A 24,123-nucleotide genomic window follows, 5' to 3' on the forward strand; every position below is an offset into this window, starting at 1 on the left:
CGGTGATTATTTGGCAGGCGCCGGGTTGTCCTTGAAGAATTTCCCGGCTTCTCCAAGCATCACCGCCCACCAGTCGACCACGTCCGCGAAATTCTTCCGGTTAAGCCCGCCCACCGTCGTCACATCATAGGCCAGGGCCAACGACCGATCGTCCCAAACGGACATCTGCGCGAACCTTTTGTCCTTGTTCCATTTATTGGCGAGCTCTGGCGTGTTGCCGCCATCATCCTCAAAGCTCACCTGAAACTGCAGGGAGCCGCACTGGCGCCCTTGCTCGCATTCATAGAAATAGATCGTGTAATTATAGCCGCTGGCGGCGCTCTCAATCTTCGGATTGCCCGTCTGGCTGCTCTTGCCCAGGGCGGCCTTATATCCTTCGGCCTGCAAAGCCTGAACCACGCTTTGCGGATCGCTTGCGCATACCAGATTGGCGCCGCAGGGTTCGGTATCCGCGGCCCAGCCTGGCAAGGCCAACGCCCCGATCCACAAGCCAGCGATAACGGCGATCTTCCGCATGACATCCCCCTGTTTTCTGCGCCTGGTAAGTGCCTTGGCCGGAACCCCTTGTCAATATGTTCTCTTTATGTTCTAGTACGGACATGGCTGCGGAAAAGGGCAGAGGCGCGACATTGAACGGCGAGAGCCGCCGCTTCAACCTGCCTGAACGGATCGCGGACGGCGATTGGCTTGACGCCTTGGCGGAGATTGACGGCGCGCCGCCCAGACGGCGCACGGAGGTCACGGTCGAGCAGCCCCGCACGATCATCAGCCGCAACAATTCTCCTGACATCGCCTTCAGTCAGTCGATCAACGCCTATCGGGGATGCGAACATGGCTGCATCTATTGTTTCGCGCGTCCCACCCACGCCTATCACGATCTGTCTCCCGGCATCGATTTCGAAACCCGCCTGTTCGCCAAGCCCAATGCAGCCGCGCTGCTGCGCAAAGAGCTTTCCAGCAAGTCCCATCTGGTGTCTCCGATCGCCATGGGGACCAATACCGACCCCTATCAACCGATCGAGCGGGATTGGAAGATCACGCGGCAATGCCTTGAAATATTGTGGGAATGCCGTCATCCGGTCTATATCACGACCAAGTCGGACCGCATATTGCGCGACATCGACCTGCTGGCCTCCATGGCGGCGGAAAGGCTGGTCGCAGTGATGATTTCGGTCACGTCGCTCGATCCGGCGACGGCCCGGACGCTGGAACCGCGCGCGCCGCACCCGCTGCGCCGCATAGAGGCGATCCGCCTCTTGTCGCAGGCAGGGGTGCCGGTGGTGGCGAGCATATCGCCTGTGATCCCCGCCATTACGGACCATGAAATAGAAGCGCTCGTCGCTCGCGTCGCATCGGCCGGAGCGCGGAACGCGAGCTTTATTCCCGTCCGCCTGCCGCACGAAGTCGCTCCTTTATTCCGTGCCTGGTTGGAGGAACATTATCCGGACCGGGCGTCCAAGGTGATGGCGATCATCCACAATATTCGGGGAGGTCGGGACAATGACCCGAATTTCGGCAGCCGGATGCGCGGTAAAGGGGTTTGGGCCGACCTGATCCGCGCCCGTTTCCAGAAGGCGCGCAAACGGGCGGGCTTTACCGGCGAGCGGGTGACGCTGCGCACCGATCTGTTCCGCAGGCCGGAAGGTGACCAGATGATGCTCTTCTAGGCAGTTTTAAAGATCGAGCATGCCATGTTCCTGCGGAGGCAGGAACATGGCGGATTATGGACCGCTCGAAGCCCGAACAGAAGGCAGGTCAGCCCGCCACCAACCGCAGGCCCGACCGCCGGTTACGGGCGCGATAGCCGTCCGCCTTGGCTTCCATCCGTTCGAACGAGCCGATGCGCAGCCCTGGGACCGTTGCAATGCTGTCCACTTGATCCGCGCCAATCAGATAATCGTCGCCCAGGAACAGGCGCGCCGCCCTGCCAGCGCCCACCGGCACCCGCAGGAACACTTCGCTGCGTCCTCCCTTGGCGCGCTCCAATAGCTGCGCCAGCGCTCCAACCGCCGCCGCATCGCTCGCATCGACGATCAATTCCATGCGGGAACTGTTGGCCAGTTGCCGGAACGGCTCGACCCCCCGGATCGTCACCCGTGGCGTTTCCTCGCCCGGCAAGCGATCCAGTTCTACCATCAGCAGGGCGCAATCGCCCTCGCGAGCCATTTCCTCTATCGCCTTGCAGGCGTCCTCATCGAAGCAGCTCGCCTGAAACTGTCCGCTGCTGTCGGAGAAGGTGGCGGCGGCGTAACGCGCACCACGCTTGGTTTCGCGCCAGCGCACATCCTCGACCATGGCCGCCATCACGCCATTGGCCCGGCCGCCCTCGGCCACCGGCTCAGCGCAAATGGCGCCATAGCTTTTCGCGCCCCGCGCTTCGGCCAGATGCCGGTAGCGATCAACCGGATGCGCGGAAAAATAGAAACCGAAGGCGTCCTTTTCCTGCGCCATCCGATCCGCCGTCGACCAGGTCTGATGCGGCGGAATGCGGACATCGGCATGCGGCGTCTCGACATCCCCGAACAGTCCGCCCTGCCCGCTTTCCCGCGCCTCGGCAGCGCTGGAGGCCACACTGAGGATCGTTTCAGCCGCCGCATGAACGCCCGCCCGGTCGGCATGCACGCCGTCAAATGCGCCTGCCGCCGCCAGGCTTTCCAACTGCCGCCGGTTGAGCAGACGCGGTTCGATACGGTCGGCAAAATCGTCCAGCGACTTGAAGGGCCCTCCCACCTCGCGCTCGGCAACCAGTTGCTCCATCGCCTTTTCGCCCACGCCCTTCAGGCCGCCCAAGGCATAGCGCACGGCAAAACCAAGGCGCGGATCGTCGCCTTCCTCCTCTATCGCCTCAACCGAGAAATCCGCCAGACTGCGATTGATGTCCGGTGCCAGACAGCTCAATCCCATGCGGCGCATATCGTCCACGAACACCGTCAGCTTGTCGGTCAGGTGAATATCGAAGGCCATGGACGCGGCATAGAACTCCGCCGGATAATGCGCCTTCAGCCACGCCGTCTGATAAGCCAGCAACGCATAGGCAGCAGCGTGCGATTTGTTGAAGCCATAGCCCGCGAACTTGTCGATCAAGTCGAACAGATCATTCGCCTTGCCGGCCGCAATGTCGCTCTTCGCGCAGCCCTCCACGAAGCGGGCGCGCTGGGCGTCCATCTCCGCCTTGATCTTCTTGCCCATGGCGCGGCGAAGAAGGTCGGCATCGCCCAGCGAATAGCCCGCCAATATCTGGGCGGCCTGCATCACCTGTTCCTGATAGACGAAGATGCCATAGGTCTCTTCAAGTATCGGTTTCAGGAGAATGTGAGGATATTCAATATCTTCCTGCCCGTTCTTGCGACGCCCGAACATCGGTATATTGTCCATCGGGCCGGGGCGGTAGAGCGACACCAGCGCGATGATGTCCCCGAAATTGGTCGGACGCACGGCGGCCAGCGTCTTGCGCATGCCTTCCGATTCCAACTGGAACACGCCCACCGTGTCGCCGCGCTGGAGCAGTTCGTAGACCGCTGGATCGTCCCACCCAACGCTGTTGAGATCAATCTCCACACCCCGCCCGGCGAGCAATTGCACCGCCTTCTGCAACACCGACAGCGTCTTGAGGCCAAGGAAGTCGAACTTCACCAGCCCCGCGCCCTCGACATATTTCATGTCGAACTGCGTCACCGGCATATCGGACCGGGGATCGCGATAGAGCGGCACCAGTTGCGACAGCGGCCTGTCCCCGATCACCACGCCCGCGGCATGGGTGGAACTGTGGCGCGGAAAGCCCTCCAGCTTCATCGCATAGTCGATCAAACGCTTGACCTGCCCGTCATTGTCATATTCCGCTCGGAACTCAGCCACGCCGTTCAGGGACCGTTCCAGCGTCCAGGGATCGGTCGGATGGTTGGGCACAAGCTTGGCGAGGCGGTCGACCTGACCATAGCTCATCTGCAACACGCGGCCCGTATCCTTAAGCACCGCGCGTGCCTTCAGCTTACCGAAGGTGATGATCTGCGCGACATGATCCGCGCCATATTTCTGCTGGACGTAACGGATCACCTCGCCGCGCCGGGTTTCGCAAAAGTCGATGTCGAAGTCCGGCATGGAAACGCGTTCCGGGTTCAGGAAGCGTTCGAACAGCAGCCCCAGTTGCAGCGGGTCGAGATCGGTGATCGTCAGCGCCCAGGCGACGACCGATCCCGCGCCCGAACCACGACCCGGCCCCACCGGAATGTCGTGATCCTTCGCCCATTTGATGAAGTCGGCAACGATCAGGAAGTAACCGGGAAAGCCCATCTGAATGATGATGTCGGTTTCGAACTTCAACCGGTCGAAATAGGGCTTGCGCGCTTCCTCATCCGTGATGCCCGCCTTGGCCAATCGCGCTTCCAGCCCGTCCGCCGCCTGTTCGCGCAGCATCATCGCCTCGCCCTCGATGTCTCCGGCGAGACTGGGCAGGATGGGTTTGCGCTTCGGCGCGGCCACGGCGCAGCGTTGCGCCACCACCAGCGTATTGGCGAGCGCTTCGGGCAAATCCTCAAACAGCCGCTTCATTTCCGCCGCCGGTTTCATCCAGGCGTCGGGCGAGCTGGTCCGCCGGTCGGGCGTTTCGACATAGGCGCTGTCGGCAATGCAGAGCATCACGTCATGCGCCTCATGGAAATGCGGCTCTGCAAAGCAGGTGGGATTGGTCGCCACCAGCGGCAGGTCGCGCGCATAGGCGAGGTCGAGCAATTCCGGCTCCGCCTTCCCCTCGATCGGGTCGAGACGGCGGCAGATTTCGATGTAAAGCCGACCGGGAAACAGCGCTTCCAGCCGCTTGGCATATGCGAGCGCCGCAACAGGCTGGTCCTCCGCGAACAGCCGCGCCAACGCCCCCTCTCCCCCGGCGGTCAGGGCGATCAGGCCATCGGTTCGCCCTTCCAGCATAGCCAGGCTGATATGCGGCACTTCCTCGACCGGGCGGTCCAGATGCGCCATTGAAACCAGCGCGCAAAGATTGTCATAGCCCACCGCATCCTGCGCGTAGAGGGCGATCCAGTCATGCACCGGCGCCGCATTGGCCGGGCGGTCGGGCCGGGCTATGCCCACCATCGCGCCGATGACCGGCTGCACCCCCTCCCCCTTGCAAGCGTCGGAAAAGGCCATGGACCCGTAAAGCCCGTTGCGGTCCGTAATGGCCGCTGCCGGGAAACCCAGCGCCTTGGCCTGTTTCGCGATCTTCTTGGGGTCGATCGCCCCTTCCAGCATGGTGAAGGATGAAAAAACGCGAAGGGGGACGAAACCGGCATGAGGCATGCGCTTATCTAGGCACCAGCGCCGATTCGGCACCAGCCCCCTGGCCAAGAAAGTCGTGGATGAAATTGCGCCGTCCGCGACCGGCGGTTAACGTCTCTCCAACAATTAAGGCCTAGCTTGAGGGGATTATGCGCTTATCCACCATCACAAACTATGCCTATGGCGCCACCGTAGCCCTGACGCTGGCCTCTGGCGCCGTCATGCTGATGGCGTCCAGCGCGGAAGAAAGGGAACGGGCCGCCGTCGAACAGCGCGCCCTTTTCGATCAGATGACCGCCACGCTGGAGGAGGACACTTACCGCCAGACCGAACAGGCGCGGGCCTATGTGATTACAGGCGATCCTTCGCATGTCATCGCCTATCGCCGGGAGAAGGCGGCGCTCCATTCCGTCGAGCAGAGGATCGTCCATCTACGCGACCGGGGAGCCAGCGTAAGCGAACTCGCGGCGCTGCAACAAGGCCTGCATTGGGCCGATGGGCTGACCGACGAACAGGAAGCCGCCATTCAGGCAGCCGAAAAGAACGACCTGGAAACCGCGCGCAAGATAGTGTTCGGTGACGAATATGGCCGGGAACTCGACCGCGTCGCCGCCCAGATCGGCAAGTTCCAATATATGCTGGACCAGCGGACGGAAAACACCGTCCGGCAGGCCACCGAAGCGGCGCGGCAATGGCGCTTCATGTCGGAAATCATGCTGGGTGCGACCGCCCTGCTGTTCCTGTGCGTCCTCTATTTCATCCTGAAGCAGCGCATCCTGCGCCCGGTGGTGCGGCTGAGCGATGTCGTGACGCGGCTGGCCGCACAGGATTTCGCCGCCGTTCCGCCCGACTTTCCCCAGGTGGACGAAATTGGCGACATGGCCCAGGCCATCCGCATCTTCCGGGAAAACGGCCTGGAAAGGCAAAGGCTGGAGCAGGAACGGGATGCGGACAGGATTACGCGCGACCAGCTTTCGCGCATGACCCAGCGCCTGCAAGGATGCGACAGCATAAGCGATCTGGTTGAGGTGGTTCGGCGTTTCGCGCCGGAAATCGCGCCCGGCTTCGCGGGGCGGCTCTATATTCACGACAGCCGTCGCAATGTAATGGCGCAGGCCTGCGACTGGCTGTCGCCCCGGCAATCGGGCGAGGAATTCGCGCCGGCAGCTTGTTGGGCGCTGCGGCGCGGGCAGATTCACAAGCCGACCGGCGAACTGGTGGACATTCCCTGCGAGCATCTGACCGGCACCGCCCCCGCCGCCACAATCTGCATCCCCCTGACGGCGCAGGGCGAGAGCATCGGCCTGCTCTATGTCGAGCAGCCGGAGGATGGCACCGCCGACCAGATCAGCCGCACCGAGAAATATCTGGAGATGCTGGCCGAGAATATCAGCCTCGCACTCGCCAATCTGCGGTTGCGGGACGTGCTGCGGCAGATGGCGATGGCCGACCCGCTGACCGGCCTTGCCAACCGCCGCCGTTTCGACACGGTGTTCAGGGAGCAGGTGGTTCATGCGGAAAGCACGCTGGCGCCGTTGGCCTGCCTGATGGTCGACATCGACCATTTCAAGCGGTTCAACGACACCCATGGCCATGATGCGGGCGATGCGGTGCTGCGCGCCGTAGGCGCCGTGCTGAACGAAGCGCTGCGCGAAAAGGATTGCGCTTTCCGCCTGGGCGGCGAGGAGTTCGTGCTGCTGATGCCCGGTTTCGCGCAGGATCAGGCGATCGACCGGGCCATTCAGGTGCAGCAGAAATTGCAGGAGCTGCGCGTCGAGCATCGGGGCGAGGAATTGGGGCCGATCACCGCCTCCTTCGGGCTGGCGGTCTTCCCCGACCATGGGCGGGCGGAGACGCTGGTCCGGACAGCCGATGCCGCGCTGCTTCGGGCGAAAAGCCAGGGTCGCAATCAGATCGTCATCGCAACGGTCCGGGATGCGGCGTCACATCTGGCCTGAGGCGTCCTCCAGCAGTCCTTCGTGAAGACGGACCACCCGGTCCATCTTCTGCGCCAGCCGTTCATTATGCGTCGCCACAAGAGCGGCTGAGCCTTCCTCCCGCACCAGGCGCAGGAACTCGGCCAGCACCACATCGGCGGTCCGCTCGTCCAGATTGCCGGTCGGCTCGTCCGCCAGAACCAGAGCGGGCCGGTTGGCGAGCGCCCGCGCCACGGCCACGCGTTGCTGCTCGCCGCCGGAAAGCTGGCTTGGCCGGTGTTCGAGGCGATGGCCAAGGCCCAGCGACCCCAACAGGGATTCGGCACGGGCGCGGGCCGTCGCCATGTCCGCATCGCGGATCACCTGCGGCAATATGACATTCTCCACCGCGTTGAAGTCGGGGAGCAAGTGGTGGAACTGGTAGACGAAGCCCAGCGCGTCCCGCCGCAATCGCGTGCGCCCGTCATTGTCGAGCTTCGCCGCTTCCTCGCCCGCGATGCGGATCGACCCGTCAAACCCGCCTTCCAGCAGGCCGACGGCCTGAAGCAGCGTCGATTTCCCCGAACCCGAGGGGCCAAGCAGCGCCACGATCTCCCCCGGCGCAACGGACAGATCGACGCCGCGCAGCACCTCTATGGTGACGCCGCCCTGGGTGAAGCTGCGTTTGAGGCCGCCGACCTTCAATATGTCATTCATAGCGCAGCACCTGCACGGGATCGGTATTGGCGGCCTTGAACGCGGGATAGAGCGTCGCAAGGAAGCTGAAGATGAGCGCCATCAGGCAGATGATGGCGATCTCTATCGGATCCGGTTTAGCGGGCAATTCGGTGAGGAAGCGGATCGAGGGGTCCCACAGATTTTGCCCGGTCAGGAACTGGATGGCGTTCACCACGCTCTGGCGGAAGAACAGGAAGGTGAAGCCCAGCACCATGCCCGCCGCCATGCCCAACGTGCCGATCGTGACGCCGACGGTCATGAAGATCTTGACCAATCCGACACGGCTCGCCCCCATGGTCCGCAAGATCGCGATGTCCCGGGTCTTCGCGCGCACCAGCATGATCAGCGACGAAAGGATGTTGAACACCGCCACCAGCACGATGATCGAGAGCACCACGAACATCGCCACCCGTTCCACCGCCAGCGCTTCGAACAGGGACGCGTTCATCTGGCGCCAGTCGGTGACGATGGCGCGTCCCGCAACCTTGCCGGCCAGCGGTTCCAATATGGCGGCCACCTGGTCCGCGTTCACCGTCTCGACCTCTATCATGCCGACGACGTCGCCCAGCAGCAGCAGGGTCTGGGCGTCCTCCATCGGCATGACGACGAACGCCTTGTCGTAATCGTAGATGCCGACTTCGAAAATGGCGGCGACCTGATAGGAGACCTGCCGTGGCACCGTTCCAAAAGGCGTCGAACGGCCCGCCGGATTGATGATGGTGATGCTGTCGCCCAGTTGGATGCCCAGATTTTCCGCCAGGCGCGAGCCGATCGCCACCTTGCCGCTGTTGGGCGAAAGGGCGCTCAAGCTGCCGGCGACGACCTTCGCCTTCAGGGTCGCATTGGTGCGGATGTCGTTCACGGTCATGCCGCGCACCAGCACCGCTTCCACCCGGCCCTGAAAGCTGCCCAGCAGGGGCTGCTCGATCAGCGGCGTGGCGCTGGTGACGCCGGGCGTCGCCTTCGCCTCCTTCAGCACCGCCTTCCAGTCCGGCAGCCGCCCGCCATAGCCCTGGACCACCGCATGGCCGTTCAGGCCGACGATCTTGTCGAACAGCTCCGCGCGGAAGCCGTTCATCACGCTCATCACGATGATGAGCGCCGCCACCCCCAGCATCACCGCCACCAGGCTGATGCCCGCGACGAGGAAGATAAAGCCCTCCCCCTTGCCGGGCAGCAGGTAGCGCTTGGCAATCATGCGTTCGTATCGGGATAGAATCATGACGGCGCGGACGGCCTCTCGATAGGGACAGGCAGTCCGTCTAGCATGCTCTCGACCAACGGCAAGCATTGCCGGATTGTTGCATGGGGGACACAGCCGTCCGGGGAAAATCACAGGCCCCGGAAATAGGCCGTGACAGCAGCCTGCTCTGCCCATAGCACAGGCTCCGAAGCACAGGTAAATGGCCGTGGTTCAGGGATACTGCATCCCGTTTCGAGCTTAGGGGGCTAAGAAGCGGTTGAGGCAGGCCAAGGGGGAGACGAGCAATCGTCCATTAGTACCCGGGTCGTGGCAGCACGGCCCGGGTACTTTTCTATTGGGCCTCTATCGACATCCAAATTCGCGTTTAGGCGCCCTCTTGAAACGCACTTCCACCAAACCATATCGAACGCGTCCGGCCGCCATCAGGGGTTGGACATGTTACGCCGGATGCCGTGTTCTGGGTCCGGCATGTTCATTTTGCTCTTTGGGAGATTATGACAATGCGTGGTTTTGACCTGACCCCCTATCGCCGTTCCACCGTGGGTTTCGACCGTCTCTTCGACCTGATCGAAAATAACGCCCGGTTGCAGCAAGGCGACAATTATCCCCCCTTCAACATCGAGCGGATTTCCGAGGATCGTTATCGCGTCACGCTGGCCGTTGCGGGCTTCCGCACGGATGAAATCGAGATCACGGCCCAGCAGAACCTGCTCCAGGTGACCGGGCGGAAGGAAGAGGCGCAGGGCGGCGACCGGGCACGCTTCCTGCATGTCGGCATCGCCAACCGCAGTTTCGAGCGCCGCTTCGAACTCGCTGATTTCGTGCGGGTCGAAAAGGCCGATCTGGCCGACGGCCTGCTGACGATCGAACTGGTGCGCGAAATTCCGGAAGCGATGAAGCCGAAGAAGATCGCCATCAACGGCGGCCAGCTCGTCGAGATCAACGGCGATCGCAACGCGGCCTGATCCGTCCTGAATGAGAATGGGGCGCGGCTGGCCAGCCGCGCCCCTTTTCGTCAGATTTCGACCTGACTGCCCAGTTCGACGACGCGATTGGTCGGCAGGCGGAAGAATTCCATCGCGCTTTCCGCGTTGCGAAGCATCCAGGCGAAGATCTTCTCCCGCCACAGCGGCATGCCCGGCTTCGCGGACGGCAGCAATGTCTGCCGGGCAAGGAAGAAGCTGGTGTCCATCATCCTGAACGCCTGGCCGCAGCCTGTCACATTCTTGAGCGCGGCCGGAACGTCAGGCTCCTGCATGAAGCCATATTGCAGGACCAGGCGGAAGAAGCCCCGGCCCAGATCCTCCAGCCTGCAACGTCCGTCATCCTCGACCACCGGCACATCCTTAATCTTGACGGTCAACAGGATGACGCGCTCATGCAGCACCTTGTTGTGCTTGAGATTGTGCAGCAGCGCATGTGGAACGCCATCGGGGGTCGAGGTCATGAAAACCGCCGTGCCCGGCACGCGGACGGCGCTGTTCGCCGCCGATGCGACGAACACCGGAATCGGCATGGCCGCTTCCCGCAGCCGGTCCTGCACCAGCCGGCGTCCCCGCGACCAGGTGGTGAGCAGCGTGAAGATCACGAAGCCGATCAGCAGCGGGAACCAGCCGCCAGCGGGCACCTTCGTGAGATTGGCGGCCAGATAGGCGCCATCCACCAGGAACAGCACCGACAGCAAGGGCGCGGAATAATACCAGCGCCACTTCCACAGACGGTAAAGCAGCACGGTGAGCAGCACATTGTCGATGAACATCGCGCCCGTGACGGCGATGCCATAGGCTGCGGTCAGGTTCGACGAGGTCTGGAACACCAGCACCAGCAGGATCACCATGACCATCAGTCCCCAGTTGATCAGGGGGATGTAGATCTGGCCTGCGGTCGACGCACTGGTATGCGCGATCCGCAGGCGCGGCATGAAGCCAAGCTGGATCGCCTGCTGCGTCACGGAGAAAGCGCCGGAAATCACCGCCTGGCTGGCGATGATCGCAGCCAGCGTGGCAAGGCCGACCAGCGGCAGTTGCGCCCATTGCGGCGCCAGATAGTAAAAGGGGCTGTGCAGGGCCGCAGCGCCCTCGCGAAACAGCAGCGCGCCCTGCCCCATATAATTCATCATCAGCGCGGGCAGGACGAAGGTCAGCCAGGACACCCGGATCGGGCTGCGTCCGAAATGCCCCATATCGGCATAGAGCGCTTCGGCGCCCGTCACCGCCAGCACGACCGCGCCCAAAGCGAGAAAGGCGGGCAGCGGGTCGGTCACGAAGAACATGACGGCCCAATAGGGGTTGAACGCGTAGAGTATGCCCGGCGTCTTGGCGATGCTGATGATGCCCAAAACCGCGATCGTCACGAAGTAGAACAGCATGATCGGGCCGAACAACGAAGCGACGCGATTGGTCCCCAATCCCTGTATCCAGAACAGGCCCAGCAATATGACGATAGCGGCAGGCAGGATCAACGGCGCAAGGCTGCTGTTATAGACCGCTAGCCCCTCTACCGCCGACAGCACGGAAACTGCGGGCGTGATCATCGAGTCGCCGTAGAAAAGCGATGTCGCGAACACGCCCAGCAGCACGATTCCCCGCGACCATCGCTGCGTCTTGGTCTGGCCGTTGATCAGCGCCAGCAGGGCCAGGCTGCCGCCCTCCCCCTTATTGTCGGCGCGCATGATGACGGTGACATATTTGAGGGTCACGACCAGCATCATCGACCAGAACATCAGGCTGATGACGCCCAATATATGATCGGGGTCCAAGTCCAGATGATGATGTCCGGCGAAGGTTTCGCGAAATGCGTAGAGTGGACTGGTGCCGATGTCCCCGAAGACGATGCCGATCGCGCCGACAACCAGCTTCAGCGTCGCCTTCTGTCCTGCATGGCCGTGTTCATGGGCGCTTTCCTCATCGGCGCGAGTGGCGCCGGCGGTGATCTCGTCAGCCATGGAGAAAATGCCGAATTGTCATGATCTTTGGACACCCGAACGGGGAAGCGGCCCATTTTGTCATTCCATAGCCCCCGCAAACCGCCGCGCCCTATCATGGCTCCAGGGTGGAGGCAATGATCGCTTATCGCCCCTCAGACCCCAGCATGGCATCGATACGCGCAATGTTGCTTTCGAGTTCCTTCTTGACCTCGCTGCCTTCGGGCGCGCTGGCGGCAAGCGGCGCCCAGAGAGAGCGGGCTTCCTTAAGCTGTCCCGCGCGGGCAAGTGCCAGCCCGTAGAAATAGCGCGGCGCCGGACCTTCCGGATCGATCGCCATCGCCCGGCGATAGGCGAAATCGGCCGACGGAGACAGCACCCCGCCCGCATGCGCGACCAGCGCATTGCCGAATCCCAGCCACAAATTGGGATCGTCGGGCGTTTCGCGAAGACCCGACAGCAGGACATTCGCCGCTTCCTTGGTCTTCCCCTGCCGCCCGAGGCCATCGGACAGCATCAGCCACTGGCCCGCCTTGCCATAGCGTTCGGCAAGGCCCCGACGCTGTTCGGCAAGCTTCTCGTCGAAATCCGCGCCGCCTTTGTCGGCGGCCTGCCGGGGCGCGCCCGCCAATCCGGGTTTCCCCTGCCATGCGTAGCCGGCAAGGCCCAGCAGCAGGGCCGCCGCCGTGATTTCCCACGCCGGGCGAGGTATCCGGCCGATCAAGACCAGTCCCGCGCTCACGAAAATCACCGATATGGAGGCGATGATCCAACCCGTCATGACCGCCTCCTCCGCTTGATCCGCCCGCGCAGCAACAGCAGCCCAAGCCCCAGAAGCACCAGCGGCGCAGCCCAGAGCGGCCAGAGGATCGGTTCGGCCGTCGGCTCATAGCTCACCCAATCGCCATAGCGTTCGATCAGCCAGGCGCGGATATGTTCGGGCTGCTCGCCCGCGATGATGCGTTCGCGGATCTGGGAACGCAGGTCGCCGGCCATGCTGGCATTGCTGTCGGCTATCGACTGGCTCTGGCAGGTGAGGCAGCGGATCGTCTCCATCAACGTCCGCGCCTTTTTCTCCAGCGCCGGGTCTTCGATCTGGCGGTCGGCATAGGGCGCGGGCGGCAAGGCGGACTGCGCAAGGACGGGGGCGCTCAGCATCAGCGCGAGCAGGGCGATCAGCATCCTCATTGCGCGTTCCTTAGCCGCTTGAGGATCATCGGCACGTCATCCTCGCGAATGTCGCCCACATGCTGGTAGGCGATGCGGCCCTTTCCATCGATGATGAAGCTTTCGGGAACGCCGGACGAACCCAGCGCGATCTGTACTTCGCTCCGCGCATCCAGGCCGATGCGGGAATAGGGATTGCCGTAGCGCTTGAGGAAGGCGTCGACATCGGGCCGCGCATCGCGGATGGCGATGGCGTCGATTTCCACACCCGCCTGCTTGAGCGCCAGCAATTGCGGCGCTTCGGCGGCGCAGGGCAAGCACCAGCTTGCGAAGATGTTGAGCAGGCGCGGCTTGCCGGTCGCGAGTTCGGCGCTGGTCAGCGGCGGCCGATCGCTCGCGGCGGCAGGCAGGACAAAGGCAGGCAGCGCCTTGCCCACCAGTTTCGAGCTGATGATCCGGTCGTCGGGACGCAACAAGCCGCTCGCGAACAGCCCGAAAAAGCCGAGGAACAGCGCCAGCGGCAACCAGATGAGCAGCTTCCTCATGCGAGGGCCTCCACGGCCTTTCGCGCACGCCATTTGAGCAGCCAGCCGCGCCGCTCCCGCCCGACAAGCGCCAGCGCGCCGCCCAGCGCGATCAGGAAGCCGCCGAACCAGATTAGCGTCACGAACGGCTTCCACCAGACGCGGAGCTGCCAGCGGCCTTCATCCGCCTCCTGCCCCAGCACGACATAAAGCTGCCCGTTCCACCGCGTCAGCAAGGCTGCCTCGGTCGTGGTCGTTGGCGGAGAAGCGAAGAAACGCGATTGCGGGTGTATCAGGACTGGCTCGCCCCCGTCGCGGCTCGCTTCCATATCGGCCTGGAGCGCGGTCCAGTTGTCACCCGCGATCGGCAAAATCTGCTTGAAACGGAGCGTCCAGCCCGCCGTCTCCACCGTGTCGCCGGGGCGAGCGGTTACCAGCTTCTCCACTGTGAAGGCCGAATCGCAGGCCATGCCGGCCAAGCTGACGGCACAGCCGAGATGAGCGATCACCATGCCCCAGGTGAAGAGCGGCGTCCGGCGCAGGTTGCGCTTCCAGAGCGGCGCGACGCTGCCCACCGCGACCGCCAACGCGATCACCAGGCCAAGGAAGGGCAATATCCCGATCCGGCCCCAGGCCAATGCCGCCAGCGTCAGGAAAACCAATCCTCCGACCGTCAGCGGGACCGCCATGCGCCGGGTCACTTCCCGTATCCGATCCCGCCGCCAGCGGGTCAGCGGCCCCAGGATCATCACGATCATCAGCGCCAGCGCGATCGGGCCTGCGATGCGGTCGAAATAGGGCGCGCCCACGGATACCTTATGACCGAAGGCTTCGGTCAGCAGCGGATAGAGCGTGCCGATCAGCACCAGACCCAGAATCACCGTGAGCAGCAGATTGTTGACGACCAGCATGGTTTCCCGGCTGACTAGCTCGAACGGCGCGCCTTCGCGAACCGCGCCCACGCGCCAGCCGAACAGCGCCAGCGCCCCGCCGATATAGATGCCGAGCAGCGCCAGAATGAAAGTCCCGCGCTCCGGATCGACGGCGAAAGCATGGACGCTGGTCAAGATACCCGACCGGACAAGGAAGGTGCCAACCATCGACATGGAGAAGGCGACCACCGCCAGCATCACCGTCCAGGCGCGCAGGGCGTCGCGGGTGGCCAGCACGGTCACGCTATGCAGCAGCGCCGTCGCCGCCAGCCAGGGCATGAGCGAGGCATTTTCGACCGGGTCCCAGAACCACCAGCCGCCCCAACCCAGCTCATAATAGGCCCAATAGCTGCCCGCCGTGATACCGAGCGTCAGCAATATCCATGCGCCCAGCACCCAGGGCCGCATGGCGCGGGCGAAGGCGGCGTCCACCTGCCGGGTCAGCAGCGCACCGACAGCAAAGGAAAAGGCGACGGACAGGCCGACATAGCCCAGATAAAGCGTCGGTGGGTGGAAGGCGAGACCGGGGTCCTGCAACAGCGGATTGAGCCCCTGCCCATCCGCTGCTGGCGGATCGATCCGCGCGAAGGGATTGGAGGCGAACAGCAGGAAGGCGTAGAAACCGAGGCTGATCGCCGCCTGCCCGCCCAGCGTCGCCATATGGGTTTCACGCCGCAAAGCCCGCTCGAACAAGGCGACGGCCGAACCGGCGACGCCCATCACCGTCACCCAGAGCAGCATCGACCCTTCGTGATTGCCCCAGGTGCCAGCGAATTTGTAGAGCCACGGCTTCATCGAATGGCTGTTGGTGGCGACCAGCAGGACCGACATGTCGGACCGCAGAAACAGCGTGATCAGCAGGGCAAAGGCCAGAGCGGTCAATACCCCCTGCGCCACAGCCACGGGGCGGATCGCGCCCAGCAATTCGCTCTTGCCGCCCGCCAGGCCGATAGCCGCCAAAGCAAGCTGAAGCAGCGCCAAAGATGCCGCGAGCCATAATGCGGCAAGGCCGGCTTCAGCGATCATGCTGCCAATCCCGCCTCAAACGCTTGTTGCCCCTGAACCGGATTCAGAACCCGTTTCGCCCAATAGAATTGCGGAGCGCGGGGCCTGATGGATGCTGAAACAAGTTCAGCATGTCGGTGGGTGTGGAGGTCGGGCTCGCTCACCGATCCGCCTTCATCTTGTGGGTCTTCTCGTCATATTGCATGCCTTCCAGTTCGCGCGGCATGTAGCGTTCGTCATGCTTGGCCAGCAGATTGGAAGCCTGGAAAGTGCCGCCAGCGTCGAAAGCCCCCTCCGCAACGACGCCCGATCCTTCGCGGAACAGGTCGGGCGTGATGCCCTTGAAGCTCGCGGGAACGGTCGCCTTGCCGTCGGTGACGTCGAAATGGATGGTGACGCCGTCGCTGGCGCGCTTCAGGCTGCCCTTGACGACCATGCCGCCCAGCCGGATCGCCTTGCCCGGCTCGACGCCCTTGGTCTTCACGTCATTGGGCGCGTAGAAATAGGCCGCCTCGTCCTTGAGCGCGGAAGCCGCCAGCAGGCCAGCGCCGATCAGCGCAGCCAGGGCCACCACGGCCAGGATCAGCCTTTGATGCTTCGCCTTCATGTCCTGTCCGCCGATGCCCTGCTTTCAGCGCGGCGCATCGCGCGCCAACTAAGCAGGCTGATGAGGCCGGTGCCCGATAAGGTCAGCGCATAGGCGCCGATGACGAAAGCCCACTGGTTCATAACCTCACCCTCGCGCCAAACGCTGCATGCGCGCTTCGATCTTGTTCTGCGCCAATATGGCGCGCATGCGCATCAGCACGATCGCGGCGAAAAGCAAGGTAAATCCGACCAGCGTGAAGCCGAGCGGCCAGAGCAGCGCGGTATCGATGCTCGACCCCCGCAGCGTGATGCTGGGGCCCTGATGCAGACTGTTCCACCACACCACGGACCGGTTGATGATCGGGATGTTGATCGCGCCGACCAGCCCGAAAATGGCGGTCACGGGGCTCACCCCGCCGCTGCCCTGCCGGGCGCTGGCATTGGCGAGCGCGATATAGCCGAGATAAAGGAAGAAGAGCACGAGCATGGAGGTCATGCGTCCGTCCCATTCCCACCAGGTTCCCCAGGTCGGCCTCCCCCAGATCGACCCGGTGACAAGGCAGATCGCGGTGAAGAAGGCGCCGGGAACGGCAATGGCGCGCCCCGCCACCGCCGCCAGCGGATGACGCCATACCAGTTGCATCAGCGCGGAGACGGCAATGCCGGTCCATCCCCCCATGCCGAGCCAGGCGGCGGGCACATGAATATAGAGAATGCGCACCGTATCGCCCTGAAGATAATCCGCCGGCGTCACGAACAGGCCGCAGCCAGCGCCGGCCAGCAACAGGATCAGCCCCGGCCAGAACAGCCAGACCGTCAGCGGCCGGGCAATTTTGAGGAAGCGTGCAGGATTGGCGAAACGATGCATGGGAAGAGGCTATTAGCCTCCCCAATGGCTCAAGGCCAGTAGGCCTTTTTCCCAATTTAAGTCGCCGTAAAATCGCGCTTGGCCGCAGTTGCGCCCCTTTTTTGTGACAGACAGGCGACAAATCGTCATCGACGCACTATATGCGCGCGAAAGCCGTCCCTATGGGAGCGGTCAGGATTGGCAGTGGACCATCAAAAACCCATGTTTACGACGAACCCGTTCGACGACGACAAGCTGCGTGAGGAATGCGGCATTTTCGGCGTCTTCAACGCTGACACCGCCTCCGCCATGGTCGCCCTTGGCCTTCACGCGCTCCAGCATCGCGGCCAGGAAGCGGCCGGCATCACGAGCTGGGACGGTCATGATTTCCACACCCATCGGGCGATGGGGCATGTGGCGGGCAATTTCGACCGCGATGAGGTGATTCGGGGCCTTCCCGGCACCGCCGCCTGCGGCCATGTCCGCTATTCGACCACCGGCGAAACCTCGCTGCGCAACGTCCAGCCGCTTTATGCCGAACTGAGTTCCGGCGGTTTCGCCGTCGCGCATAACGGCAATATCTCCAACGCCATGAAGCTGCGCCGCGAATTGATCCGCCGCGGCTCCATCTTCCAGTCGACCTCCGATACAGAGGTCATCATCCATCTGGTGGCGACATCCACCTACCGCACGCTGCTCGACAAATTCATCGACGCGCTGAAGCAGGTCGAGGGCGCCTATTCGCTGATCGTCATGACTTCCGAAGGCATGGTCGCCTGCCGCGATCCGTTGGGCATCCGGCCGCTGGTGATGGGCAAGCTGGGCGATTCGATCATCTTCGCTTCCGAAACCGTCGCCTTCGACGTGGTGGGGGCGGAGCATGTCCGCTCGATCGATCCGGGCGAGCTGGTCATCGTCACCCATGACGGCGAAGTGCGCAGCCACCGCCCCTTTGGCGAGACGCACGCCCGCCCCTGCATCTTCGAGCATGTCTATTTCAGCCGCCCCGATTCGGTCGTCGACGGCTCCAGCGTCTATTCCGTCCGCAAGGCGATTGGCGCGCAGTTGGCCATCGAAAACCCGGTCGAGGCGGACTATGTCATTCCCGTGCCCGACAGCGGCGTTCCCGCGGCGATCGGCTATGCGCAAAAATCGGGCATCCCCTTCGAACTGGGCATCATCCGCTCGCACTATATCGGCCGCACCTTCATCCAGCCGGGCGACAAGGTCCGCCATCTGGGCGTGAAGCTGAAGCACAACGCCAACCGCGCCTTGATCGAGGGCAAGCGCATCGTCCTGATCGACGATTCGATCGTGCGCGGCACCACCTCGCTCAAGATCGTGCAGATGATGCGCGAAGCGGGCGCCAAGGAAGTGCATATGCGCATCGCCAGCCCGCCGACCAAGCATAGCTGCTTCTATGGCGTCGACACGCCGGAACGGACCAAGCTGCTGGCGCACCGTCTGGACATTGGCGGGATGCAGGATTTCATCCACGCCGACAGCCTGTCCTTCATTTCGATCGATGGCCTGTACAAAGCGCTGGGTGAAGCGAAGCGCGCGGACATCCGGCCGCAATATTGCGACGCCTGCTTCACCGGCGACTATCCGACCACGCTCACCGACCAGGACGAAGCCGTGGTGCAGAACCAGCTCGAACTGCTGGCCGAACGGGTGGTCTGACCGCCCTTCCCCGATGCAATGGGCAGGCCGGAAGCGCTTTCGACTTCCGGCTTGCTTCCTCCTGACTCCCACGAGGGATATTCCATGTCGATCAAGCCTCCTTTTGGCCAGCCTCCTTCCGGCCAGCCTCTTTCCGGCAAGCTTGCCCTCGTCACCGGGGCCAGCCGCGGCATCGGCGCAGCCACGGCGGAAGCGCTCGCCGCCGCCGGCGCGCATGTCATCCTGACCGCCCGGACCAGCGGCGGGCTGGAAGAGGTGGAAGACCGCATCCATCAGGCCGGCGGAAGCGCCACCATCGCGCCGCTGGACCTGATCGACGGGGAAAGCGTCGGACGATTGGCGCAGGCCATTTCCGGGCGTTGGCAGGCGCTCGACATATTGGTCCTCAACGCGGCGACGCTGGGCAGCCTTGCTTCGGTGCCAGCCATCGACGCCAAGGAATTTGCGCGGCTCCTGACGCTCAACGTCGCCGCGCCGCAGGCGCTGATCGCCGCCTTTGACGGCATGCTCCGGGCGAGCCGCGATGCGCGGGTGATCGGCATCACTTCCTCGGTCGGCGCGGAGCCGCGGGCTTATTGGGGCGCCTATGGGGCTTCGAAGGCGGCGCTCGAAACATTGGTCGGCGCTTATGGCGCGGAGGTGAAGAATATTTCCGCCATCCGCACCCATATCGTCGATCCCGGCGCAACGCGCACGGCGATGCGCGCGCGGGCCTTTCCGGGTGAAGATCCGGCGGACCTCAAAGATCCGGCTGTTGTGGGTCAGGCGATTCTCGACCTGGTCGTTGCGGATACGCCCGACGGATACCGGACGCGCATCGACTAAGGCCCAGGCGCGCCGTGTTTCTGCGAAGGCAGGAACCCAGTTCAGAGGTGCGACGATATACGGAGGGCGGGACTGGGCTCCTGCCTTCGCAGGAGCACGTTTTACCCCAGGGCGAACTCAACGTCCACCAACCACCCATAGCTGCCCTGCACTAAACAACATTTCCGCTTACCCTAAACCCGCTTCACCAGCGTAACTTGCGCGACATCGATGGTGCCGCCGCGAAAGCCGCCTTCGCAATATCTCAGATAATAGCGCCAGAGATCGACGAAATGCTGATCGAAGCTGGCGGGCAGCAATCCCTTGTCGATCGCCCGGTCGAAGCGCTCCCGCCACCGCCTGAGCGTTTCGGCATAGTGTAGCCCAAAGCGCCGCACATCGCGCCATTCCAAACCCTGCGCTTCCGCCAGGGCGCGAAAGCGGCTTTCGGAAACCAGCATGCCGCCCGGAAATATATAGGTCTGGATGAAGTCGGCCCCGCGGGCATAGCTTTCGAATATCGCGTCATCGATCAATATATATTGGATCGCGGCCCGGCCTCCCGGCTTGAGCAGCCGGGCGATGGCGGCGATATAGGCGGGCCAGTAGCGTTCCCCAACCGCTTCCATCATCTCCACGCTGGCGATCGCGTCATATTGCCCCTGGGCGTCGCGATAATCCCGCAAGATGATGTTGGCGCCGGACCCCAGCCGGTCGCGGGCATAATGCGCCTGCTCGACGGAAAGGGTAAGGCCGTCATAGCGGATCGGACAGCGCGCCATCGCCTGTTCGGCAAGCCCGCCCCAGCCGCAGCCGATCTCCAGCAGCGAATCGCCTTCGCTAAGGTCGAGCCGGTCGATTATGGCGTCGGCCTTCCTCTGCTGCGCCCGTTCCAGGCTTTCGATCCGGTCGTCCGGATCGCGGAACAGGCCGCTGGAATAATGCATGCCGCTGTCGAGCCACAACGCGTAGAAATCATTCCCCAGATCATAATGATAGGCGATGTTGCGGCGGGAACCCTTGCGGCTGTTGCGGCGCGCCCAGTGCACCGCCCGGCCGATCCAGCGCGCCGGTCCATGCGGCCGGGCGACATTGCCCAGGGCAATGGCATTGGCCATGAACAGCGCGAAAAGCGGAACCGGGTCGGGACTGGTCCATTCCCCCCGCGCCCAGGCCCGATACCAGCCCGCCGACCCGCCCGCGATCAGGCGAAGGAGCGCCCGCCAGCGGAGCAGTTGCACCTCGCATTCCGGCCCCGGTGCGCGGCAGCCCAGCAAACGCTGGCTGCCGTCGGGCAGAATGGCGTGCAGCGAACCCTTCTCCAGCCCCTGGTCGATGCGGTCGAGCAGCTTGTGGAACAAACGACCTGCAAGTTGTCCCGGCCAGCCATGGCTGCGGCGGTCCAACGGTCTCCTCACCGGCACTGCCGCCTTGCCGCGACGGGGATCAATGGCGTTCATTTTTCCATTCTGCACGATGGTTTACGGCATCGCAATCATGGCCTGCTGTGGCGCCAGGCCGCCAAAGCCCTTTCCCGCCCCTCCCTGTGGCCGATGCATTTGGCCGGATAATCGGGTGAACGCACGCTATGAGAATCGGGGTCGTGAATATGATCATCGTCCAGATGCGCCAGTTCCGGCACCCATGTCCTGATATAGCCGGCGGCGTCGAACTTTTCCGACTGGGTCAGGGGCGCCATGATGCGGGAGAAGATATTGGCGTCGACGCCGCTGCCCGCAACCCATTGCCAGTTGACGCTGTTGTTGGCGTAGCTCGCGTCGACCAGCGTATCCCAGAACCAGCGCGCGCCATGACGCCAGTCGATCAGCAGATGCTTGATCAGGAAACTCGCCGCGATCATCCGCACGCGATTGTGCATCCAGCCGGTCGTCCAAAGCTGGCGCATGCCCGCATCGACGATGGGGTAGCCCGTGCGCCCGGTTTTCCACGCCTTGAAATCGCTCCCGGCCTCCCGAAGATCGCGCCAGGGCATGGCGTCGAACGCGGCCCGGGCATTTTCCGAGCCATAAGTGGGCATCGCCCAGATCTGGGTATGGGCATAGTCGCGCCAGATCAGCTCCTTGAGGAAAGTCGTCGCATCGCCGGACGCCCCGGCGACCCGATGCCAGACATAGGCGGGAGAAACCTCCCCGAAATGGAGATGGGGCGACAGGCGTGAAGTCCCCTCCCGCGACGGCAGGTTGCGCGCCCTGTCATAATCGGCCGCTTCGTCCAGAAATGCCGCCACATTGGCTTTCGCCCCCTCCTCCCCTGGAGTCCAGTCGCCCGAAAAGGCAGCCGCCCAATCCGGCTTCTTCGGCAAAAGACCCCAATCCTCGAGCGAATCGCTTTTCGGCCATTGCGCGGGTGGATGAATGCGGGAAGGCGCGAAAACCGGCGTCGCGGGCGGCATCTGTTCCATCACCGCGCGCGCGAACGGCGTGTAGATCCGATAGCTGTTCCCCCCGCCCGTCCGCACGGCGCCCGGCGGCAGCAGCAACGCGCCGTCGTACAGGCACAGCTCCAGCCTCTTGGCGAGCGCCTTCTCCGCATTGCGCCACCAGGGCTCATAATGGTGCAGTGCATGAACGCGCCTTGCCCCTGTTTCCCCGGCAAGGGCGACAAGTTCCTCTACGCAATCCCCTTGCCTCAGGATCAGGTGGGAACCCTTTTCCCGCAGCCTCTGCTCCAGGCTCGTCAGGCTGTGATGCAGCCACCAGCGCGACGCTCCGCCCATTTTCCACTGCCGGGCCACCTTGTCGTCCAGCACATAGACGGGAATCACCGGCCCTTCCCGCGCAGCGGCGGCCAGCGCGGCCTGATCGGCAAGGCGCAGGTCCTGGCGAAACCAGAGGAGAACGGGGTCCGGCATAAGGGCGGGCATGCCATGGCCGGGGCGCGGTTCCAAGCCTTTGTCCCCATTTGATGCGAAGCGCTGCACAAATCGCCGCTTGATTTGTTTTCCGCCATGGACGCGCGGCGTGGCGCCGATTATTCTCGCACTGCACAAAGCGGCTAGCCGGGCGCCATGCCTGGGCGGCATGCTGGGGATAACGACGGGGACTATGATGGCGTCGATGCCGAATGATTCAGAACTCGCCTACCGGCCTTGCGTCGGGATCATGCTCGTCAACATGGATGGCAAGGTTTTCGTCGGCCAGCGGATCGATAATGCGGTCGAAGCCTGGCAGATGCCGCAAGGCGGCATCGATGACGGCGAAGACATGAAGGCGGCCGCTCTGCGCGAACTGCATGAGGAGACGGGCATCGTCCGCGAGCATGTGGAGATCATCGCCAAGGCGCGCGAAGAGCATTTCTACGATCTGCCGCCGGAACTGATCGGCAAGCTGTGGGGCGGCAAATATCGCGGCCAGCGGCAATATTGGTTCCTCGCGCGCTTTCTTGGCGTCGACGAGGACATCGACATCCAGACCGCGCATCCGGAATTTCGCGAATGGAAATGGACCGAGCCGGAGAGCCTGCCGGACCTGATCGTGCCGTTCAAACGCAAGCTCTATCGCGACATATTGCAGGAATTCAGGGACTTGATCTGAAAGAGGGTTAAAATCCGCTGCCATGCCGGTATGAGAAGGCGCATGCGTTATTGCCTGGCCGTTCTTCCCCTCCTGCTGTCGACGCCGGCCTGGGCCGACTATCCCGTCCTTCTGCCGCCATCGGTGCGGGAGATGCTGGAGGCTGCGATCGCCAACGGCAATGAGACGGAGATCGCGACGGTCGCCAAGATCGCCAAGCAGACCAATCCCGGCTCCGCCGACGAAATCCAGCGCATGGTCAACAGTTGGAAGGAACGGACCAAGGCCACGCAGGAAACCGTGATTCGGGAAGCCCGCTTCACCGAATTATGGACGGGCAAGGTCGAAGCCGGCGGATTCCGCTCGACCGGCTCCACGACCGAACTCGGCATCAGCGCCAGCGCCGCAATCAAGCGGACGGGCATCCAATGGTCGCACAAGCTGGCCGCCAGCATCGATTACCGGCGCGCCAACGGCGTGACGTCACGCGAACGCTATACTGCGAGCTACGAGCCGCGCTATGAGTTCGATCCCAGGGGCTTTGTCTACGGCCTGACGCAGTTCGAGCGGGACACCTCGATCGGCTATGACGAGCGCTACACCGCCTCGGCGGGCATCGGTTACAAGGTGATCGTCAGCAAACCGATCGATCTTTCGCTGGATGCTGGCCCCTCGATCCGTCACGCCAAATATATCATCGGTGAGCGGGAGACCAAATTGGGAGCCCGCGCCTCCATGGACTTCGCCTGGCGGCTGGCGCCGACGCTGATCTTCAAGCAGGTCGCGTCGGGCTATGCGGAAAGCGATGTCTATACGCTCAATTCGCTGACATCGCTGGTGACGAAGGTGGGGACGCGCTGGTCGGCGGCCTTTTCCTACAATGTGCAATATGAATCGGAGACGCTGCTGTCGGCGCGGGATTTCGATACGTTGAGCCGTCTGACCCTCACCTACGATTTCTAGGCGGACGGCGACTTTTAGGGCCGGG

At 63.4% G+C, this 24,123-nt stretch carries 21 protein-coding genes; 7 read left to right on the forward strand and 14 right to left on the reverse strand.

Annotated features, from left to right (window positions below; genetic code table 11):
* Positions 1 to 6: 6 nt before the first annotated feature.
* Positions 7 to 516 (reverse strand): YbjN domain-containing protein, encoded by a 510-nt coding sequence (locus tag HUK72_RS04805; RefSeq protein ID WP_176595769.1) that lies wholly within the window; start codon positions 514 to 516, stop codon positions 7 to 9.
* An 83-nt stretch (positions 517 to 599) separates the two neighbouring features.
* Here HUK72_RS04805 and HUK72_RS04810 point away from each other — a divergent pair, with 83 nt between their 5' ends.
* A complete protein-coding gene (locus HUK72_RS04810) occupies positions 600 to 1,667 on the forward strand; it encodes a PA0069 family radical SAM protein (RefSeq protein ID WP_176595770.1) in 1,068 nt (355 codons plus the stop codon).
* Between the two features lie 88 nt (positions 1,668 to 1,755).
* Here HUK72_RS04810 and dnaE read toward each other — a convergent pair whose 3' ends face one another.
* Positions 1,756 to 5,292 (reverse strand): DNA polymerase III subunit alpha, encoded by a 3,537-nt coding sequence (dnaE, locus tag HUK72_RS04815; protein ID WP_176595771.1) that lies wholly within the window; start codon positions 5,290 to 5,292, stop codon positions 1,756 to 1,758.
* A 128-nt stretch (positions 5,293 to 5,420) separates the two neighbouring features.
* Between dnaE and HUK72_RS04820 the strand changes: the two genes are divergently transcribed.
* Positions 5,421 to 7,229, forward strand: coding sequence for a diguanylate cyclase (locus tag HUK72_RS04820; protein WP_176595772.1), 1,809 nt, complete (start codon positions 5,421 to 5,423; stop codon positions 7,227 to 7,229).
* Here HUK72_RS04820 and HUK72_RS04825 read toward each other — a convergent pair.
* Positions 7,215 to 7,904 (reverse strand): ABC transporter ATP-binding protein, encoded by a 690-nt coding sequence (locus tag HUK72_RS04825; RefSeq protein ID WP_176595773.1) that lies wholly within the window; start codon positions 7,902 to 7,904, stop codon positions 7,215 to 7,217. The genes HUK72_RS04820 and HUK72_RS04825 overlap by 15 nt on opposite strands.
* Entirely contained in the window at positions 7,897 to 9,147 is a 1,251-nt protein-coding gene (locus HUK72_RS04830; RefSeq protein WP_176595774.1) for a lipoprotein-releasing ABC transporter permease subunit, read from the reverse strand. The genes HUK72_RS04825 and HUK72_RS04830 overlap by 8 nt, the downstream gene beginning before the upstream one ends.
* A gap of 482 nt (positions 9,148 to 9,629) precedes the next feature.
* Here HUK72_RS04830 and HUK72_RS04835 point away from each other — a divergent pair, with 482 nt between their 5' ends.
* A complete protein-coding gene (locus HUK72_RS04835) occupies positions 9,630 to 10,094 on the forward strand; it encodes an Hsp20 family protein (RefSeq protein WP_176595775.1) in 465 nt (154 codons plus the stop codon).
* Between the two features lie 50 nt (positions 10,095 to 10,144).
* On the opposite strand, the gene HUK72_RS04840 is transcribed toward HUK72_RS04835, so the two are convergent.
* The 8 genes from HUK72_RS04840 to ccmC all read right to left on the reverse strand — a co-directional run bounded on the left by HUK72_RS04840 (position 10,145) and on the right by ccmC (position 17,136).
* Complete coding sequence (locus tag HUK72_RS04840; RefSeq protein ID WP_176595776.1) at positions 10,145 to 12,073, reverse strand: potassium transporter Kup; 1,929 nt, start codon at positions 12,071 to 12,073, stop codon at positions 10,145 to 10,147.
* Positions 12,074 to 12,197: 124 nt separating this feature from the next.
* Positions 12,198 to 12,833, reverse strand: coding sequence for a cytochrome C biosynthesis protein (locus HUK72_RS04845; protein ID WP_176595777.1), 636 nt, complete (start codon positions 12,831 to 12,833; stop codon positions 12,198 to 12,200).
* Positions 12,830 to 13,240 carry a cytochrome c-type biogenesis protein gene (locus HUK72_RS04850; RefSeq protein WP_176595778.1) on the reverse strand — a complete coding sequence of 137 codons (411 nt, stop codon included), beginning with the start codon at positions 13,238 to 13,240 and terminating at the stop codon, positions 12,830 to 12,832. The genes HUK72_RS04845 and HUK72_RS04850 overlap by 4 nt, the downstream gene beginning before the upstream one ends.
* The gene (locus tag HUK72_RS04855; RefSeq protein ID WP_176595779.1) at positions 13,237 to 13,764 is read right to left on the reverse strand and encodes a DsbE family thiol:disulfide interchange protein; all 528 of its coding nucleotides are present in this window, start codon (positions 13,762 to 13,764) and stop codon (positions 13,237 to 13,239) included. Before HUK72_RS04855 ends, HUK72_RS04850 begins: the two co-directional genes overlap by 4 nt.
* Positions 13,761 to 15,701: a heme lyase CcmF/NrfE family subunit gene (locus tag HUK72_RS04860; RefSeq protein WP_176595780.1), complete on the reverse strand. Its 1,941-nt coding sequence runs from the start codon at positions 15,699 to 15,701 to the stop codon at positions 13,761 to 13,763. Before HUK72_RS04860 ends, HUK72_RS04855 begins: the two co-directional genes overlap by 4 nt.
* A 139-nt stretch (positions 15,702 to 15,840) precedes the next feature.
* Positions 15,841 to 16,287, reverse strand: a complete 447-nt coding sequence (gene ccmE / locus HUK72_RS04865; RefSeq protein WP_176595781.1) for a cytochrome c maturation protein CcmE — start codon at positions 16,285 to 16,287, stop codon at positions 15,841 to 15,843.
* Positions 16,284 to 16,409 (reverse strand): hypothetical protein, encoded by a 126-nt coding sequence (locus HUK72_RS27130; protein WP_255325615.1) that lies wholly within the window; start codon positions 16,407 to 16,409, stop codon positions 16,284 to 16,286. Before HUK72_RS27130 ends, ccmE begins: the two co-directional genes overlap by 4 nt.
* 4 nt (positions 16,410 to 16,413) lie before the next feature.
* Positions 16,414 to 17,136 carry a heme ABC transporter permease CcmC gene (gene ccmC, locus HUK72_RS04870; protein ID WP_176595782.1) on the reverse strand — a complete coding sequence of 241 codons (723 nt, stop codon included), beginning with the start codon at positions 17,134 to 17,136 and terminating at the stop codon, positions 16,414 to 16,416.
* Positions 17,137 to 17,337: 201 nt separating this feature from the next.
* Between ccmC and purF the strand changes: the two genes are divergently transcribed.
* Both purF and HUK72_RS04880 read left to right on the forward strand, forming a co-directional pair.
* The gene (gene purF, locus HUK72_RS04875) at positions 17,338 to 18,798 is read left to right on the forward strand and encodes an amidophosphoribosyltransferase (RefSeq protein ID WP_176595783.1); all 1,461 of its coding nucleotides are present in this window, start codon (positions 17,338 to 17,340) and stop codon (positions 18,796 to 18,798) included.
* An 84-nt stretch (positions 18,799 to 18,882) separates the two neighbouring features.
* A complete protein-coding gene (locus HUK72_RS04880; RefSeq protein WP_176595784.1) occupies positions 18,883 to 19,623 on the forward strand; it encodes an SDR family NAD(P)-dependent oxidoreductase in 741 nt (246 codons plus the stop codon).
* A 173-nt stretch (positions 19,624 to 19,796) separates the two neighbouring features.
* On the opposite strand, the gene HUK72_RS04885 is transcribed toward HUK72_RS04880, so the two are convergent.
* Together HUK72_RS04885 and HUK72_RS04890 are read right to left on the reverse strand one after the other, a co-directional pair.
* Entirely contained in the window at positions 19,797 to 21,062 is a 1,266-nt protein-coding gene (locus HUK72_RS04885; protein ID WP_176595785.1) for a cyclopropane-fatty-acyl-phospholipid synthase family protein, read from the reverse strand.
* Positions 21,063 to 21,097: 35 nt separating this feature from the next.
* On the reverse strand, positions 21,098 to 22,474 hold the full coding sequence (locus tag HUK72_RS04890; RefSeq protein ID WP_176597748.1) for a deoxyribodipyrimidine photo-lyase: 1,377 nt from the start codon (positions 22,472 to 22,474) through the stop codon (positions 21,098 to 21,100).
* A gap of 196 nt (positions 22,475 to 22,670) precedes the next feature.
* Between HUK72_RS04890 and HUK72_RS04895 the strand changes: the two genes are divergently transcribed.
* Complete coding sequence (locus tag HUK72_RS04895) at positions 22,671 to 23,156, forward strand: RNA pyrophosphohydrolase (RefSeq protein ID WP_176595786.1); 486 nt, start codon at positions 22,671 to 22,673, stop codon at positions 23,154 to 23,156.
* A gap of 42 nt (positions 23,157 to 23,198) precedes the next feature.
* The gene (locus HUK72_RS04900) at positions 23,199 to 24,098 is read left to right on the forward strand and encodes a YdiY family protein (RefSeq protein WP_176595787.1); all 900 of its coding nucleotides are present in this window, start codon (positions 23,199 to 23,201) and stop codon (positions 24,096 to 24,098) included.
* Positions 24,099 to 24,123: the final 25 nt, after the last annotated feature.

This window comes from Sphingobium sp. 15-1 (assembly GCF_013375535.1).
GTDB classification, from domain to species: Bacteria; Pseudomonadota; Alphaproteobacteria; order Sphingomonadales; family Sphingomonadaceae; genus Sphingobium; species Sphingobium aromaticivastans.